The 16835-nt window shown below is 49.3% G+C and carries 11 protein-coding genes; 9 read left to right on the top strand and 2 right to left on the bottom strand.

Annotated features, from left to right (window positions below):
* Positions 1 to 65 precede the first annotated feature (65 nt).
* Together ACJJI3_RS20235 and ACJJI3_RS20230 are read left to right on the top strand one after the other, a co-directional pair.
* A complete protein-coding gene (locus ACJJI3_RS20235; protein ID WP_444915508.1) occupies positions 66 to 671 on the top strand; it encodes a cytochrome b in 606 nt (201 codons plus the stop codon).
* A 12-nt stretch (positions 672 to 683) separates the two neighbouring features.
* Positions 684 to 1247, top strand: coding sequence for a YceI family protein (locus ACJJI3_RS20230; protein ID WP_108734532.1), 564 nt, complete (start codon positions 684 to 686; stop codon positions 1245 to 1247).
* Positions 1248 to 1296: 49 nt separating this feature from the next.
* Here ACJJI3_RS20230 and ACJJI3_RS20225 read toward each other — a convergent pair whose 3' ends face one another.
* A complete protein-coding gene (locus ACJJI3_RS20225) occupies positions 1297 to 2691 on the bottom strand; it encodes a cytosine permease (protein ID WP_444940740.1) in 1395 nt (464 codons plus the stop codon).
* A 715-nt stretch (positions 2692 to 3406) separates the two neighbouring features.
* On the opposite strand from ACJJI3_RS20225, the gene ACJJI3_RS20220 reads away from it, so the two are divergent.
* The 3 genes from ACJJI3_RS20220 (at position 3407) to ACJJI3_RS20210 (ending at position 9743) form a co-directional block, all read left to right on the top strand.
* Positions 3407 to 4381, top strand: coding sequence for an FHA domain-containing protein (locus ACJJI3_RS20220; protein ID WP_444934196.1), 975 nt, complete (start codon positions 3407 to 3409; stop codon positions 4379 to 4381).
* Between the two features lie 106 nt (positions 4382 to 4487).
* The gene (locus tag ACJJI3_RS20215) at positions 4488 to 7070 is read left to right on the top strand and encodes a protein kinase domain-containing protein (protein ID WP_444940739.1); all 2583 of its coding nucleotides are present in this window, start codon (positions 4488 to 4490) and stop codon (positions 7068 to 7070) included.
* Positions 7071 to 7196: 126 nt separating this feature from the next.
* Positions 7197 to 9743 carry a protein kinase domain-containing protein gene (locus ACJJI3_RS20210; RefSeq protein WP_444940738.1) on the top strand — a complete coding sequence of 849 codons (2547 nt, stop codon included), beginning with the start codon at positions 7197 to 7199 and terminating at the stop codon, positions 9741 to 9743.
* Here ACJJI3_RS20210 and ACJJI3_RS20205 read toward each other — a convergent pair.
* Complete coding sequence (locus ACJJI3_RS20205) at positions 9740 to 10282, bottom strand: hypothetical protein (protein WP_444940737.1); 543 nt, start codon at positions 10280 to 10282, stop codon at positions 9740 to 9742. The genes ACJJI3_RS20210 and ACJJI3_RS20205 overlap by 4 nt on opposite strands.
* Before the next feature lie 1226 nt (positions 10283 to 11508).
* Between ACJJI3_RS20205 and ACJJI3_RS20200 the strand changes: the two genes are divergently transcribed.
* The 4 genes from ACJJI3_RS20200 to hisC all read left to right on the top strand — a co-directional run bounded on the left by ACJJI3_RS20200 (position 11509) and on the right by hisC (position 16800).
* A complete protein-coding gene (locus ACJJI3_RS20200) occupies positions 11509 to 13290 on the top strand; it encodes a trans-sulfuration enzyme family protein (protein ID WP_444896067.1) in 1782 nt (593 codons plus the stop codon).
* A gap of 110 nt (positions 13291 to 13400) precedes the next feature.
* Positions 13401 to 14699: a S1C family serine protease gene (locus tag ACJJI3_RS20195; RefSeq protein ID WP_444940736.1), complete on the top strand. Its 1299-nt coding sequence runs from the start codon at positions 13401 to 13403 to the stop codon at positions 14697 to 14699.
* Positions 14690 to 15730 carry an FHA domain-containing protein gene (locus ACJJI3_RS20190; RefSeq protein WP_444940735.1) on the top strand — a complete coding sequence of 347 codons (1041 nt, stop codon included), beginning with the start codon at positions 14690 to 14692 and terminating at the stop codon, positions 15728 to 15730. The genes ACJJI3_RS20195 and ACJJI3_RS20190 overlap by 10 nt, the downstream gene beginning before the upstream one ends.
* The gene (gene hisC / locus ACJJI3_RS20185) at positions 15727 to 16800 is read left to right on the top strand and encodes a histidinol-phosphate transaminase (protein ID WP_444915501.1); all 1074 of its coding nucleotides are present in this window, start codon (positions 15727 to 15729) and stop codon (positions 16798 to 16800) included. Before ACJJI3_RS20190 ends, hisC begins: the two co-directional genes overlap by 4 nt.
* Positions 16801 to 16835 lie beyond the last annotated feature (35 nt).

Here is a 16835-nt window from a genome sequence, read left to right as displayed (position 1 = left end):
CAAAGGCTGTACCCTAGTGGCACTTAGCAAATCTAAGTGTGACGTACTACCAATAGGAGAGAGAAGTGCAGGCCAAAAACAGCTCCTCCAGCTACGGCTGGGTAGCCATCGCCCTCCACTGGATAATGGCCCCTGCGATCATAGGGACTTTTATTCTCGGTTGGTGGATGCGCCAGCTATCCTACTACGATCCCTGGTATCAACGAGCCCCTGAAATTCACAAAGGGGTGGGCATCATCCTGCTAGGGTTTCTACTCTTCAGGCTGGCTTGGCGCTTTGCCAACCCATCTCCGGCGAGCAACCCCCAAACACCCAACTGGCAGAAATTTGCCGCCACCGCCACTCATGGACTGATTTACCTGTTACTACTGGCAATCATGGTTTCCGGCTATCTGATTTCTACCGCCGATGGCCGCTCTATCGATGTCTTCGGCATAGTGAGCATCCCTGCAACCTTACAAGGAATTCCCAATCAGGAAGACATTGCGGGATCTATCCACGAAATCCTTGCCTGGGGCCTGATTGGACTCGTAGCAGCACATATCTTGGCAGCCCTCAAGCATCACTTTATTGACCGTGACGGCACACTGCGCAGAATCCTTGGCATCCGTGTAAAGGGCTCTACAGACGATCACTCACACGTACAAACAACACTCTCAACCACCAAATAAGGAAAAAATGACATGAAGAAGCTCTCTGTATTTCTTATTGCAGCTCTGATGGGGACTGTAGCCCAAGCAGCGGAATACAAAATCGACACCAAAGGGGCTCACGCTTTTGTGCAGTTTCGTATCAAGCACCTTGGATACAGCTGGCTGTACGGCCGTTTCGATGACTTCAACGGCTCCTTCTTTTACGATGAAAAGCAGCCAGAAAAATCTTCTATCAATGTCGACATCGATGTAACTAGCCTCAACAGCAATCACGCTGAGCGAGACAAGCACCTGCGCAGTGATGACTTCCTCGATACCGCAAAATTCCCCACTGCTACTTTCAAGAGCACTAGCTTTGAACCTCTGGAAGACGGCAAAGCCCGTCTAAATGGCGAACTGACCCTGCGCGGTATCACTAAGCCAATCACAATTGACGTTACCAATATCGGTGGCGGTAAAGACCCTTGGGGCGGCTACCGCCAGGGCTTCAGTGGAACCACTGAGTTCGAGCTGAAAGAATTCGGTATCAAATCCCTAGGCCCAGCCTCGCAGAAAGTTGAGATGATCCTGGATATCGAAGGTATCCGTATCTAACAACAAAAAAGTACACCCCCTGAGCCCGGAAATTCCTCCGGGCTCCCCCCTAACTGCGCTTCGCAACACTCCAATAAACAACGCAAGCAGCAGCTGCAGCCAATAGCCAGTCGACGCCTGCCATCAACCCTCTCGGTAAGAAAAAAGCTAGCATTGTGATGACAATACATGTCCCCAATAAAGTCAGCAGTGCTCGCGGGTTCCAGCCACAGAAATAGTAATAACGCCCATCACTTTCGCTGTAATACAACTGCCCTACATCCATCTGGCGCTTCTCTACTAAGTAGTAGTGAGACAATATGACACCATAGGCAGGCGCCAGAAAAACCCCCATCCAGTTTACGAACGCCACTAAACCGATTTGTTTGATAACAGCGGGCCACAAAGCACTAATCAGAAAGGCCAGAAACAGCGTTATCAATGCCGCCCTGCGAAACCCCAGGTACTTTGGCAGAAGATTTGAAATATCGTTAACTGGAGCCACAAAGTTCGCCACCACATTGATGCCGGCCGTTGCTGTAAAAAAAACAACCGCGGCGATCAATGACAGTTCCAGATTCCCAAGCTTCTGCACAATATCAGTGGGATTCGCCAGGTTCTGGTGGAAAACTGACTGGGCGGCGATAGTAGTGAACAGAACAATTATCGCAAAGCCAGTCATATTTATAGTGATTCCCAGCCAATTTCCCCTTCGCATAACAGACACGTTCTTACAGAAGCGAGCAAAATCTCCATAACTTAGGATTATCGGCGCATAGAGAGCCAACATAGTACCTGTGACTTTGATGAGCTGGACCAAGCCATCGCCCCAGGATGCTATAGACCGATCAAAGAAAGTAGCAACAGTAAATGAAAACTGTCCGTCACTGCGAACCACTAGCATCCACAACAGCGCTAGCATCACTCCATAGACACAGGGTGCAGCCAGGTTGATAAACCAACGGATCGTATTGATACCTTTGAAAAATAGAAGAGCTTGAAATAATGAGACAAGTACGAGGGAAGCCCAATCGATCCGGTCCATTGCCAGCCACTGCCCTCCGACAGCTTGTGGCCACCACTCTCTCAGTAATAAAGACATGGCATGGGCAGCAAACCAAGTCTGCGCACCATACCAAAATATTGCCACGCTCCCCCGAAGCAGCGCAGGAACGTTAGCACCTCGGATCCCCGTACTCGCCCTGGCCAATACGGGAAACGGTATACCGCATTTAACACTCGGTTCACCGATTAAATTTAACAAGATAATAATTAAAATTGCTGCAATAGCGATCCCAGCGAGAACCAGCCAAGCATTCGTATTGGGGCCGAGGAATAGGGTTGCCGCCAGGGTATAGCCAGCGAGACTTTGTGCAGCGTTGGCCCAAAGGTTAAATATCGTCAGAGTGCCCCAGCGTTTAGCTTCGGGCTTCACCACCGCTAAATTTTCATTCTTTAGCTGCAAAGTGTCACCTAAGTGCATCTGATAAATAGCGCGCCAAAGCAGCTACTTCAAATCAGCCTTTTCAACAATGACATACAAGCCGTCAAAAGTGCCAAATTTAACAGTTAATAATATATATTCTCTTTTACAATTGAGACTTATTTTCAATAACAGTAAAAGTGGTATCCATTTACCAAATTAGCAGTAATGCCGCTAGCACTGGCGCACAACTGTGAAATATATTGTGTAGCCATCGATTAAAGAAGATCCGGTCGACAAAGATACAGGCAAGTATCCATTAAACTAGTGTGCAGCCGTGTATTTGGAGAACATTAACCAAGTCACAAGTAAAAGTACGAAAAGGTCTTTAAGATTTTTGACGGCGGCACAACTTTTCAGCGAAAATGGAAGCAATTACTGACAATTATTGCACTCCCTCTAGAGACAGTTATCAAGGGAGCGCAAAAATAGAACAATTTCCAAAAATCGTAGTGACTAAATCATTCAAAACTGGGGCAATCCTCTCCGAGACTATCAGTGAGACAGCGGCGCAGAGCAGCGCCAATCACAACAAGTAGTGTCTCAGCTCAAGGGAAATAATCGCCGCAGATGGTAAGCCAAGACTCCGTACTGCTGAGGTATTCGCAGGACAAGCACAGCGGGCATCCACCAGTATGAATGAACTTTGTCGCAATCAGGCCACAACTTGAGTTGGCCACGGCAGAAGGGTAGGAATATGGCTTGCTTGCAGCATCCAGATAGGGAACAACCAGTTTACTTAATGGCACACCACACCATTGGGCGCCGGCAGGGTGCAGTAGACACAAGAATCACAAGTGCTGAAATATCGGGCATCCATGCCGCAGTGCAGTGGACCGGTACTCATTGGAATATCCGCGACTTGAGTCGCAATGGCACTTGGCTAAATGGCCAGCAGCTGGTACCAGCTAAGAGCTACCCACTCCAAACCGGTGATAAGATCGCTTTTGGTCGGGCTAATAACCCAGCCTGGATCGTCGAAAACCTCGACGCTCCCGAGAACTTGTTGATCGATATTCACTCCGGCGAGGCACAGCCACTGGAACAATACCACCTGCTGCCCGACGAAAATGAGCCTCTCGCCAGCCTTCAGTACAGCCCCCTAACAGGGCAGTGGTTGTACGAGTTCACAGGCCCATCCGCTGAAGACGGCGATAAGATCCTGGTAAATCATGGCGATCGCATCGATTGCGGCCTGCATAGCTGGCAGCTATTCCTGGCGGACAACCAAGGGGCAACGAAAGAGTTGTCACTGCAGCAGCTGTCTATTGTCGACTTTGAGCTGAAGTTCTCTGTGAGTTCCCACGAAGAGCATGTGCAGTTACAACTTCAGCGGGAAGGCATGAAGCAATCCTTACCAGCAAGAATCCACAACTATCTCTTGTTGTACCTTGCTCGTGCCCGCCACAAAGATATGCAGAGCGGCATGGACACTGACTCCCAGGGCTGGGTTTCTATTCAGGTAGCCACTCACGAGCTGGGTATCACTGTTAACCACTTGAACACCCAAATTTTCCGCGCCCGCAAACAAATCTCTGAATCCCTACCTGATGCAGTGGATACATCGAGCCTAGTAGAGCGTCGATCCTGGGAAATCCGTATTGGTTGCCCGCAATTCGAAATTTATAAAGGCAACCAACTCGAGGCAAAAACAGAGCCGGAAACGGTATAGCTTCATCTCCAGAAAGGGGGCTTAAGGCTAAGCCCCTTATTATCTATTCAGTAATTATTTGCCAGGGTGGCGGAGCTGAATCTCTTATCCCTCGGCAAGAATTACAATGTCAGCGCAACCACCCTCTTATATCGGCCGGTACAAGATCATCAGGCAGCTTGGAGCCGGGGGAATGGGAGTTGTGTACCTCGCCAAAGATGAGCGACTTAACCGAGAGGTCGCTATAAAGCGATTGCTCAACAACCCTGAAGACGAATCTGCCTCACGGCGAATTCGCCAGGAAGCATTACTGCTCGCACAACTAAACCACAACCATATCGTACAAATTTATGATGTTGTGGAGGAGCAGAACGATGTAGCCCTAGTTATGGAGTATGTTGATGGCCGCCCACTCACCTATTGGGCACGGGAGTTTAACCCCAGCCTCTGCCAGAAAATCCAGCTACTCAAGCAAATCACTACCGGTCTTGCGCGTGCCCATGCGGCTGGAATTATTCACCGCGACTTGAAAGCTGACAACATCCTTATTGACAGCAATAACGTCGCAAAAATCGCTGATTTTGGAATTGCGCGGAGCTGGCAGGATACGAAAGAAATTACCCGCGAGCAGCATATCGCTGGCAGCTGGTACGCAATGTCTCCCGAGCAGGCCCTCGGCGAGAAACTGGATAACCGCTGTGACTTATTTGCCCTGGGGATGCTCGCCTATCACCTACTGTGTGATCAGCCTCCCTTCGGCAAGCATGGAAGCCCATACGTTATTATCGATCGGATCATCAACAACCCGCACCCACCAGCAGGGGCCATAAACCCCGGACTTCCTACGGCGCTTTGCAAGTTACTGGATAAGCTGCTGGCCAAAAACCCGGACAAACGCCCCGTCAGTGCTGCCGTTGTAGCCACCGATTTGGATGTGATACTGAGCCAATTAACATCGGATCATGAAACCGCCGATGACCATGACATCACGATCACCACGGAAGACTTTCATGTACAACATCGACGTACAAACAAAGGACACAAACTTCTAGCCGGCATACTCCTAGTATCCGGTGCGATGTTACTCGGCTTAACCGCCGCTGTTTTTCCTGAGCTTTCTCTATGGGGAAGTAAAGAACCCTCGGCAAAGTACATTGCGATTATTGAGCCAGACTTATCAAACCTGCGCAGCCGAGAGGAAAAGCTACTGGCCAATAACCTTCTCAGTTCCATCAAACAGGGGCTTTCCGATCAACCAGCGCTACTACTTGTGCCCTATTCGGAATCCCAGCAACTAAAAGGCAAGCCTTTGCGGGAGCAGGCGCAAGCGCTCAACGCACAGCTGCTGCTCCAATTTGCCCTAAACTGTGAAGCCACCGCCTGTGAAGCTTCATTTGCCCTTATAGAAACCGAAGGGTTTGCTGAAACTGCCAACAGTAGCGCCATGCTGAACCTGGATGCACCGCTGGAGAGCCGCGCACGCGTCTTGCAACAGCTGCACTATCTACTCCCCAACTACCCTACAGGAAGCCAAGGAGCTCAGTTCAACCTTAGCCCTGAAGATTACCGACAGTACCTCGAGATATTCGAACAGCGCAATAATGAAGCTAATGTTGCCGGGGCAATTACCAAAGTTGAGGCTCTGCTAAAAAGGAATCCCTACTTCCCCTCCTACTATGAACTGTTAGCGGATCTATTAGCCACCCACCTATATCACTCGCGGGATACCAAAATACGCGGCCGACTCACAGGGATGCTCAACAACATACCAACAAAGATTTCCAACCACCCAACGGTGTTGATCACTAAGTTGCGTATTGCCATCTTCCTGGCAGATACAGAGCTTTCAGAGTCCTTACTTGCAAAACTAAAGCTACAACTACCTGATCAAGCTCTCTATTACTTCCTACGCGCAAAAGCCCACCAGCGAGGGGGGAATTACAACCGTGCGCTGGAAGTCATTAACCAAGCGCTCAACATTCGTACCAGCCCTCTTTATCTCCGCCAAAAGGCTTTGACCCTGACCCTGATGGGGCAAATGGAAAAAGCGAGGCCTTACCTTTTACATGCGATCCGTCTCAACAATCAATATATTGATGCTATCTCCTTGCTTGCAGCCAATGAATTGGATTCAGGCCGCCCCAAAGAGTCTATCCGGCTCCTTAGTAAAGTGGGCTTAAAGCATTTAGGGGACCGGGATACTTTCAACCTTTGCTTGTCCTATTACATCGAACAGCAGCTGCAGGATACAAAAAACTGCCTGAGTCATGTTGCTGAACGAGCCCCTAACGATCCCCATGTATATCTGCTGCTGGCAGAGATTGCCCGCCTGGAAAATAGACAGCTGCAATCCCAAGAGTTTGCCCAGCGCGCCCTGACCTTGGCACAAGAGCAGGAGGACTGGCTTGGATTGTTACTGCGGGCAAGGGCCTATTCTGAACTGGGCCAGGGTGAGCAAGCCATTGAGACACTATTAAAGATGGATAACACCGCTCCAGACGGCCTATTTGTCAATTACAGCCGCGCCCAGGTTTATATGGCCAGCGGCGATATGCTTTCCGCTAAAGCCTACATAAGAAAGACTTTAGAGTTAGGTATGGCTCCAGTCTGGTTCACAACTATTGACTTTCAGTCTATTTGCACTTTGGCAAGTTTTGATGATTTACGCATCAGTTATCCAACACTATGTTCTGGCAGGATTGACAGCTAAACGGTCAAAAGCAAGTCAAACAGAATGGAATAACGTGAACCATTTCCCTTTAAGGGGCGACAGATGCCTTCACGAAATTGTACTATCAGGTAAAATCCCCCATCCATCCGAGAAGAACAGATTACAATGGACGTAGTTGCGCTAGAAAAAACTGAGGAATATCAGGGCCGATACAGGGTTGAGCGTACCCTCGGCGCCGGGGGAATGGGGGTTGTTTACCTTGCCGAGGACGTCAAGCTCGGGCGCAAAGTAGCTATCAAACAGTTACGCTCAGATATGACTGGCAACTCTGCAGAAGCGCGCTTTCGCAGTGAGGCTCAACTTCTCGCCAGGCTCAATCATCCCAACATTGTCCGTCTGTACGATGTCCTTGAAGAAAAGCACAGTATTGCCCTGGTGATGGAACTGGTTGAGGGAGTAACACTCAAGGATTGGATGCGGGAGAACTCTCCGACCCTAGCGGAAAAGCTCGACCTGTTGATGCAAATTTGCCAAGGCCTGGGGAAAGCTCACTGCCTGGGAATCATCCATCGGGACTTAAAACCAGAGAACATTCTTGTCACCATTGATGGCATCGCCAAGATTACCGACTTTGGTATTGCCAAAGCCCTGGATTGTGATCAACAGTTGACCCGAGAAGACCATATTGCCGGCAGTGTTCAGGCTATGTCCCCAGAACAACTGCAGGGGACAAAATTGGACGCTCGTAGCGACCTCTTTAGCCTTGGAAGCATTGCCTATGAGCTGCTCTGCAACGAAAAACCTTTTGAACGCGGAGAGATGGGCGCACTCGCTTTCGCCCAACAAATAACCACCAAACCCCATATACCGCCCCAAAAAACTTGGCCGGAGATCCCCAGGCCTCTAATCGCCCTTCTCGATCGCTTGTTGGCCAAACGGCCAGAACAGCGCCCCGATAGTGCCCAACAGGTTTTTGAGGCCCTAGAGCTGGTGCATAAGCACGGCATCGATGAAGATACTCAGCAGTACTCGGAAACGGTTACGCAGTTACTGATTAAACCCAAAAAGCAACGCCGCCGCATTGTTTGGGCAGCAGCGGGCTTAGCAACCATTAGTGGTGTAGGTTTTTGGGTATGGCATACATTTATGCAACTACCGCCGCAGTATATTGCAGTATTGCCTATTCAGTTTAACGGGAGCTTAACTGGGGGCAAAGACTCAGAGGTTTTGGTATCTACAATGGTAAGGCAGGCATTGATGAGCACTCCAAACAAGCTAAAGTCGAGTGCTCTGGTAAGCTTTACGCCAACTCCAGGAACGAGCATTGACGCCCAATTGGAGACATTACATAACAGGGGTATTACAGATGCTTTATTTGCAAGCCTCAAATGCCTTAAGAGTCGCTGTAATATAGAGCTTCAGCGCATCACCCCTATAGATAGACAAGTAAGACAGCAAGCGAGCTTTGACTTCATCAGTGATATGCAGCAGGAGGCTCAATATTCAATCATTAATACAACCTTAGAGTTGTTTCCCCATGCATATAAGATAACCTCGCAAACTGAAACTCGCATGGCCCCTGAAGACTACTCTCTTTACTTAGATACCCGTTCAGATGATAGGAAGGCGCCTACAGTTACTTCGCTTGAAGTGCTAGAAACCTTAATTAGCAAGTATCCTAAAAACACAAATCTCTACACCGCATACGCCACAACAGCTGCCACAATATTTGTCAAAACAAACAATAGTAAAGTACTTACTTCAGCCCTTGCCCTATTAACAAATGGAGGTGATTCGGGTGCTGATAAAATGGCGCTTCTTGAAGCCCAGCTACAGATAAAATCTTTACGGCCCGACCGAGAGAGCTTCGAATCTACGCTCAGGAAACTACAATCAAAGGGCTATCCTTCCGCTCACTTATTGGCCGAGTTCGCTCGCTTCAATTATTCTCAAGGGGATTATGAGCAGGGATTGTATTATGCGTCACAAGCTGTGGCTCTCAACCCCTCCAATAATAACCATTATCTTGTAGCTATAAACCAGTTTGCTATAGCAGACTACGAACTCGCCAAAAAAAATCTACAAGAATTAACACAAAAAGAACCTGACTACTGGCCTGGTTATGCCGTACTAGCTGCAATAGAGCTTGAACAAGGAGATTTTGCTCAAGCCGAAGAAACCTTGACAACAGTTCCACCAGAGTTCCACACCTGGGGAATGAGAAGCAATCTCGGAACAATTTTACTGTTACGGGGAAAATATAAAGACGCACAAGAGGTGTACTTTGAGCTTTTAAAAAAATCTCCAGATAATATTGTCGTACTCAATCAAATTGCCGAAACCTATCTGATGCAGGGTAAGCAGGCAAAAGCCCACGAATATTTCAATGAGATATTAGAAGTTACAGCTAAAAGTACTGATTTAAGGGCAAAGCAGTATCGTGCAATAGCCCTGGCTAACCTGGGTGAAACTGCAACTTCAATCGCTCTGATCATGGAATTGCTGCGAGAATCTTCCAGCGATACCTATATCAAGCACACCGCAACTCAAGTTTATGCCATGGCAGGTGAGTGGCAATCAGCTAACTATTACTTGGAGCAATTACTGAGCCAGGGAATGAGTACAGAATGGTTTGCCCTACCAGCATTCCAAAAACTATGTACTCAACCCCAAGCATCTCAGTTGGTGCTTAATCAGGCCTGCCTAGACTAAGTTCCCCCTTCCGAGTCGCTATTGCCACTTCCGGCATTGCCACCTCCACCACCAGTGACAGGAAAAGGATCCACAACAGCCTGAGGGTCACCCGATACAAAATGCATACCGGTTTCAGGGTCGACACACATCCAAAGGAAGTTAAAGCGGTCCTGAATATCTGCCCTATCCTTGATGCGGATAATCAACTGGGTGTAATCCCCATCCACTTCACGTGCGCGAGCGCGGAACTGGTGACGGAAATCAGGGGTCAATGCAATGAGACCGTCAAGCTTATGACCCTGGCGGTAACGTACAAACTCAAGCTCACGTCCTGGCACATCTGACAGGTCCAGCTTCACTCGTAAGATCAGTTCAGCCTTCCGGTGAATTTTGAAGTGCATATTGCCAAACTCCTCTCCGGGAGTCCCCTCAATATGCAATGGCCAGTATACTGGCTCATTATTTTTCTGCTCCTGGGGCCGCAAAACCAGATCTAAAGTCATCCCCTCTTTAGGCACCTCAAGGTCCAGTGGGAGCTTTTTATCACACTCGCCCATTATTCATCCCTCTCCAAAAAATTGTTATTTGGTGTCATCAACGGACATTTTAATTGATATAAAATACGTCCGTGACTGTATCATCACAACCGGCTCATCCCCTAAAAAAGCCGGCGGTAATAAAACTGCCGGCCCGAAATGATGGTCCCAACCATCGACGGTTACAACAACACTATCAAGAGCAAAATTCGGCATCCGTGCCCGGGCAAGCATATCCAGTTGAATCGACCAAGACTCTGCACCTGCCGACTCCAGCTTGACCGCTCAGCTTGCGCTGAATCCCTTCACTCCCTAACGCGCAATGGGCGATAAGGGAATTAAATCCATCCGAAATTTTATTGTGGGAGCTACCCTTCCATGGCGAGGTAACTGTTCCCACAATCACCTGTACTCCCTCAACTGGACCTCAATGTACAGACTTAAGGACTACAGGTCGATCACACCTTATTACAGACAATCACACACCAAATATATAAAAGGGGCACATAGCGCGCACAGAGTCACCGTACGCCAAAAATAATATTTAATCAGCGCTCAACTTAAGAAGAACCGAGACGCAAGGATTATTCCTTTTCCACTATTGCGACACCGAGACCAAAATCAGGCCATATTTTTTAAAATAAATATAAAACTGTTCTTGGAACTTGTTGAAATCAATCGATGATCCCATTCGCCAATTTAATCTAATTTGAATTGCGTCACAGAACTTTATTGGGTGCTACACGGCAGGCTTGAAGACTGGAAAATATTGTATGGGTAATAGCTCTCAAAATGGAGTCCAAATTAAAAAAAGCCGGCAGTAATAAAACTGCCGGCCCGAAATGATGGTCCCAACCATCGACGGTTACAACAACACTATCAAGAGCAAAATTTGGCATCCATGCCCGGACAAGCTCATCCAAGAGAATCGACTAAGACTCTACACCTGCCGACTCCAGCTTGACCGTTCAGCTTGCGCTGAATCCCTTTATTTCATCGCGCCACCTAAGGCTACGAGGAAATTAAATCCTGTTTAAATGTTGTGGGGGCTGCCTTTCCATGGCCGGCAACCAATACCACAGCCACCTACCCCCTCAACTGGAAGCTACTGTACAGATTTCCAAATTACAGATCGATCACGCCAAAACACAGCAAATTACACACTAATTGCCCGCCAAGTGTTTTATGCGCCGCACAGGACTGTTAGAGTCGCCATATAACAAAAAGCATCACGTAGTGAGGACACAATGGAAGCGAACCTAGAAGATGTAAAAATTCTCTCTCCCCGCCGCAACAGCACCGAGGCAAAAAATATTGATGAACTGGCAAAAGAGCAATTGCAGCACTTTTGTATTGATAGTGAGTCAGCACATGGAAAACTGTTAGAACAGACCGCAACCCTGCTCTACCAGGCACAGGGCAATCTAAGCCAGCTGTGGAGCCAGGTAACGGACACACTCCAACGCTTAGACAAGTCTGACAAGATTGCCTATTTCAATGCCAAGCGATTTATGAGTTTCCAGCTGGCTAAATTATTGGACACCTTACAAAACCCATTGCGAGCTAGCTTTCAAAGCCTACAGGGGGACGACTTTAATATCACCACACGGGGTGGTTATCCCCTGTTCGATAATATTCCCGCTATTTTTTCTGCAACCCCGGTAATTGCCCGCACGGCAACTTACATTTATGCCTGCACCGAGTGGGTGGACGATGCTTTCCGTGGGCGCGAACCGAGCCACGATATTTATTCACGTTTACTCAACCCCACTTCCATTTCCCTGGCCAATGCTATTGTGGATTTGGAATGCGGACCTGAAGCCAGTGAGTATATGGCCTGGAATTTTAATTCCGGTATGGCTGCAATCGATGCACTCCTGTCAAATCAATTGCGCCACGGGGATATTTTAATTGTTTCCAGGAATATCTATGGCGGCACTCACCAGCTGTTACAGGATTTCTACGCCCGCAAAGATAAACTGTCTATCAATCTGGCCTGGTTTGATGGCACTACCGGTGAAGAGTTCGAAAAGCTACTGGCTGATACCCAGCATGCATACGCAGACGCAATCAGTGCCGGAGCAAAAATACACGTCTATATTGAGTCTCCATGCAATCCCCACGGGATCATGCTGGATGTACCGGCTATTTGTAAAACCGCTCACCGGGAAAATATCCTGGTAAGCCTGGATGCCACCCTGGCAACCCCTTTCCTATATCAGCCACTACGCCGCAAAGATAGGGAAGAGAGACCGGATTTTGTTGTTCACTCCTACACCAAGGATATCGGTGGCACCGGTGCCGCTACTGCCGGTGTGGTTATCGGCGAAAACCACCGCATGTTTATCCCAAAAGGCGACAGCGCAAAAGGCCTTAATTGGGATCAGTGCATGTTCTGGGATGTTTATTACATCAAGGGGGCTTTCCTGGATGCAGATAAGGCCTGGGAAGTGCATTGCGGTATGCGCACCCTGGAAATGCGTATGCTCACCAAGTGTATTAATACTTTGAGCCTCAGCCATTTCTTCGCCAGTCATAGTAAGATTCGTGTCAACAGCCATGCAGTGGAAACCCACCCCAATTCCGGGCTGCGAGAGTCGCTGATGCGCTACCAGTTCCCCACACCATTATTCAGCATTGACATGGAAGCTGCGCAAATTCCTACCGAAGCCTTTAAAAGTTTCTTTGACGCGCTGGAGCCCGCTTTCGGGCAGATGGTGAGCTTGGGCCAGACAAATACCATGGTGCTCTGCCCTGCCCTGACATCTCACTCAGAGCTATCACCTGAAGCGATGGAAGCGGCGGGTATATTCCCAACCACTATCCGAATTTCTGTTGGGGATGAAAATATGGCGCAGATGGCCGCCCATGTGATCAACTGCGCGCGCCTGCATCTCGATCCAGTTAGCCCAGGATTTAGCGAGGGCTTTATCGCTCCGGAAGAAGCCGACAAACTCTTCAGCCGCTTTTATCTCGAGTCGCACCAAAAAGTGATAGAGACACAGCCAAAAATTGTGGACTATCTCTAACCATCCAAAACAAAACCATCACCGGTAGATAGCGCCGGTGATGGGCGCTTGTTGCACTATCCTATATCCCGTAGTATCACGCTTCCTGTCCACAATTTAATCAATTTAAAATGCCGAAACTTTCCACGTGGCTCTTCGCCTGGATTCTGTGCTGCTTATCCACTGTTGCAATGGCGCAAGGCTATGAAAAGCTCTACAGTGATTATCGCGGCAGCCTCTATCAAATTCGACTTATCGAAAAATCCTCCAATTCAAAAGCCGGCCTGGGGTCAGGCTTTCAAATCTCTCCCGATGGATTGATCGCCACCAATTACCACGTAGTGGCTCAAGCGGTTAGCGAGCCGGACGAGTACTCCCTGGAATACCTTGCAGTTAATGGCACCCGGGGAAAATTAACTCTACTGGATATTGATGTAGTCAATGACCTGGCGCTGCTGCGCCAGGAGAAACCGGGAGACGAATACCTGGAATTGGCGACAGACACTCCCAAAAAAGGGGAAACCATTGTCTCCCTGGGCAACCCATTGGACCTGGGCATGACCTTGATTCCCGGGACCTATAACGGTATTGCCGGCGGTAGCTTCTACGATCGTATTCACTTTGCCGGATCTATTAATCCGGGAATGAGCGGCGGGCCAGCGATCAATACCCAAGGGCAGGTAGTGGGCATTAATGTGGCGACTGCAGGTAACCAGGTTAGCTTCCTGGTACCAGTGGATAAGCTGTCGTCACTTTTAAAACACTACCGCTCTGAAGGCGGCACTCTCAACCTGAAGCAAGTAACTTATCAACAGCTTTTGGATAACCAGCAAAAAATTATCGACTCAATACTGAGGGCCGACTGGCAGCGTCGCGCCCTCGGTGAGGCACAGGTTGTCGGTGAAATAATTCCAGCCATTAAATGCTGGGGAAACACCCAAGAGAGCGAAACTAACCCGATCAAGCGAATTGATAAAGGCTGCACAGGACAAGATGTTATTTTCCTGTCCGACGACTTCAACACCGGGCGGGTAGAGTACGAATTTTTCTGGCTGCAGGCCGAGGATCTTCTGCCCGCGCGCTTTTATGCCGAGTACGAAGGGCAGATGGACTCCTTTTACCCAGGCAATAGCGCTGGAGAAGAAGATGTAACCAATTTTCGCTGCCAGCAAGGATTTACCTCTCAGGAGCGCGGCAATGAAACCTCGGTGTCCAAGCCAGATCGCAATCGCGAGCCCCTGATCGCGCGCACCAGCTACTGTGTCAGACGCTACAAGGACTTTCCTGACCTCTACGATATTTTCTTCCTGAGCCTAAGTGTGGATCAGAAAAATCGCGCACTGGTCAGCCACTTTACCTTGTCCGGCTTTACCCAGGAGTCCGCCGACGCCTTTACCCAGAAGTTTACGAGCGAGATCCAATGGCCCTGATTATTGAAGAACTCAATCGCGCCCACCGGGTGCAGCTGCGCTACCGAATGGACGGGGATAAATTTACCCTGGGCCGCGCTTACGACAACGATGCAATTCTGGAGGACATCCACTCCGATGCCCACCATGCCGAAATCAAGCGGGGAGAGGACGGCCAGTACGTCTTACACGACCTCAATTCGATCAACGGCTGCCAGCTTTTGGGAAACCTGAAAGACAAATCTGTTAAACCCGATACCATCGCTCAACACAGGATTTCCTCCGGTGACTTGCTGCAGTGTGGGAAGTCACGCTTCCGGGTTTTCCATACGGATGACCCGGTACCTGAAGCTACCCCTCTCCATTCATTGGAGAACCTGTTTTCCAGCTTGTCCCACCCCCTGGGAGCAATACTGCTGCTGTTATGTTTTGGTTTCGCCAGCGTACTGATGAGCTACCTCGGTTACGCCCGAAACTATCAATGGACTATTGCCGTCAACATTCTTGCCACGGCCATTATTGGCATGGTGATTTACGCCGGAGTCTGGGCGTTTATCGGCAGGGTAGTCAGGCATGAAACGCACTTTTTCACCCATCTATCCATCGCCGCCATAGGTGCACTTACTTACACCTTTTGGGAGTGGCTGAGGGGGCTAATCAATTTCAATTTTGCCATCGGCACCACTATTCAGGTCCTGGATTTCCTGGTTCTCGCCATCATATTACCGGCAATGCTCTGGTCCGCCTGCTATCTGGCCACCAACCTCGCCAGGGGCTGGCGCTGGACAGTGGCACTGACACTGCCACTGGCATTCCTCGGCCTGGGCTTAGCTGAAAGCGTTAACAATATGGACGAATTCAGCGAGGTTCCGCCGATATCCACAGAGCTGAAATACGATAATATGCTATTCCGCAACCCTGTTCCCATGCAGAAATTTATTGGAAATTCGGCCGACCTGTTTGATATCCCCATCAAGAAAAAAGAAACTAAAGAGGGCGCTGAAGGCTCCTCCAGCGACAATCAAAGTAGTACCGCAGAGGTAGAATCATGAGCAAGATTTATTGGAGCCCAGGGCTCGACCAGCTGGAACCCTATACACCCGGGGAGCAGCCCAAGAGTGAAACCCTGATAAAGCTCAATACCAATGAGAACCCCTACCCTGCCTCTCCCGAAGCTTTAAAGCTCCTGGAGCAGCACGACTTTGCCGATGCATTGCGCCGCTATCCCGACCCGGAGTCCTGTGAATTGCGCCGCGCTATTGCCGATAAGCACAATCTCTCTGCTGAGCAAGTATTTGTGGGCAATGGCTCCGATGAAGTGCTGGCTCTGAGTTTTTACAGTTTTTTCCGCCGCAGCGAGCCCCTGCTATTTCCGGATATCACCTACAGTTTCTACCCGGTTTATTGCCAGCTCTTCAATATCAAAAGCCGCACTGTTCCCCTGCACGGTGATTTCTCTATCCAGCTTGAGGACTATGCAGCCCCTGCAGCCGGTGTAATTATTCCCAACCCCAATGCACCCACGGGACGGTACCTGCCGCTAGAGCAAATTGAACAGCTATTGCGCTCACAGCCTGAAAGAGTGGTGGTTATTGATGAGGCCTATATCGATTTTGGCGGACAGAGTGCAGCAACACTCATCGATCGCTACCCCAACCTGTTGGTGATACACACACTGTCAAAGTCCTATGCCCTCGCTGGGCTTCGCCTCGGCTTTGCCATGGGGCAGAAACACCTGATTGAAGGATTGCTGAGAGCCAAGAACTCCTTTAACTCCTACCCCATTGATGCCATTGCCCAGCGTGTGGCCACTGCAGCGATCCGCGATACCGCCTGGCACAGCGACAATTGCGGCAAGGTCATCGCCACCCGCGAGCGCTGTGAGCGGGCGCTTACAGACCTGGGGTTCGAAGTGATTCCCTCCCAAGCCAATTTCCTTCTGGCCAAACCACCGGAGCCCGGCGCAGAAGCTCTGTATCTGGCACTGCGGGAGCGTAATATTCTCGTACGTTACTTCAACAAGCCCCGGATCAGTGAGTACTTGCGTATCTCTATTGGCACCGATGAGGAAATGGAGCAGCTGATACGGAACTGCAAAGAGATACTTGCGTCACAGAGCTAGCACTCTGTCTGTCTATACTCGTCGAGCGCCACTTG

This window comes from Microbulbifer maximicatervae (SeqCode) (genome assembly GCF_052466985.1).
The sequence above is the reverse complement of the archived record's forward strand: the minus strand, read 5'-3'. Positions and strand labels throughout refer to the sequence as shown.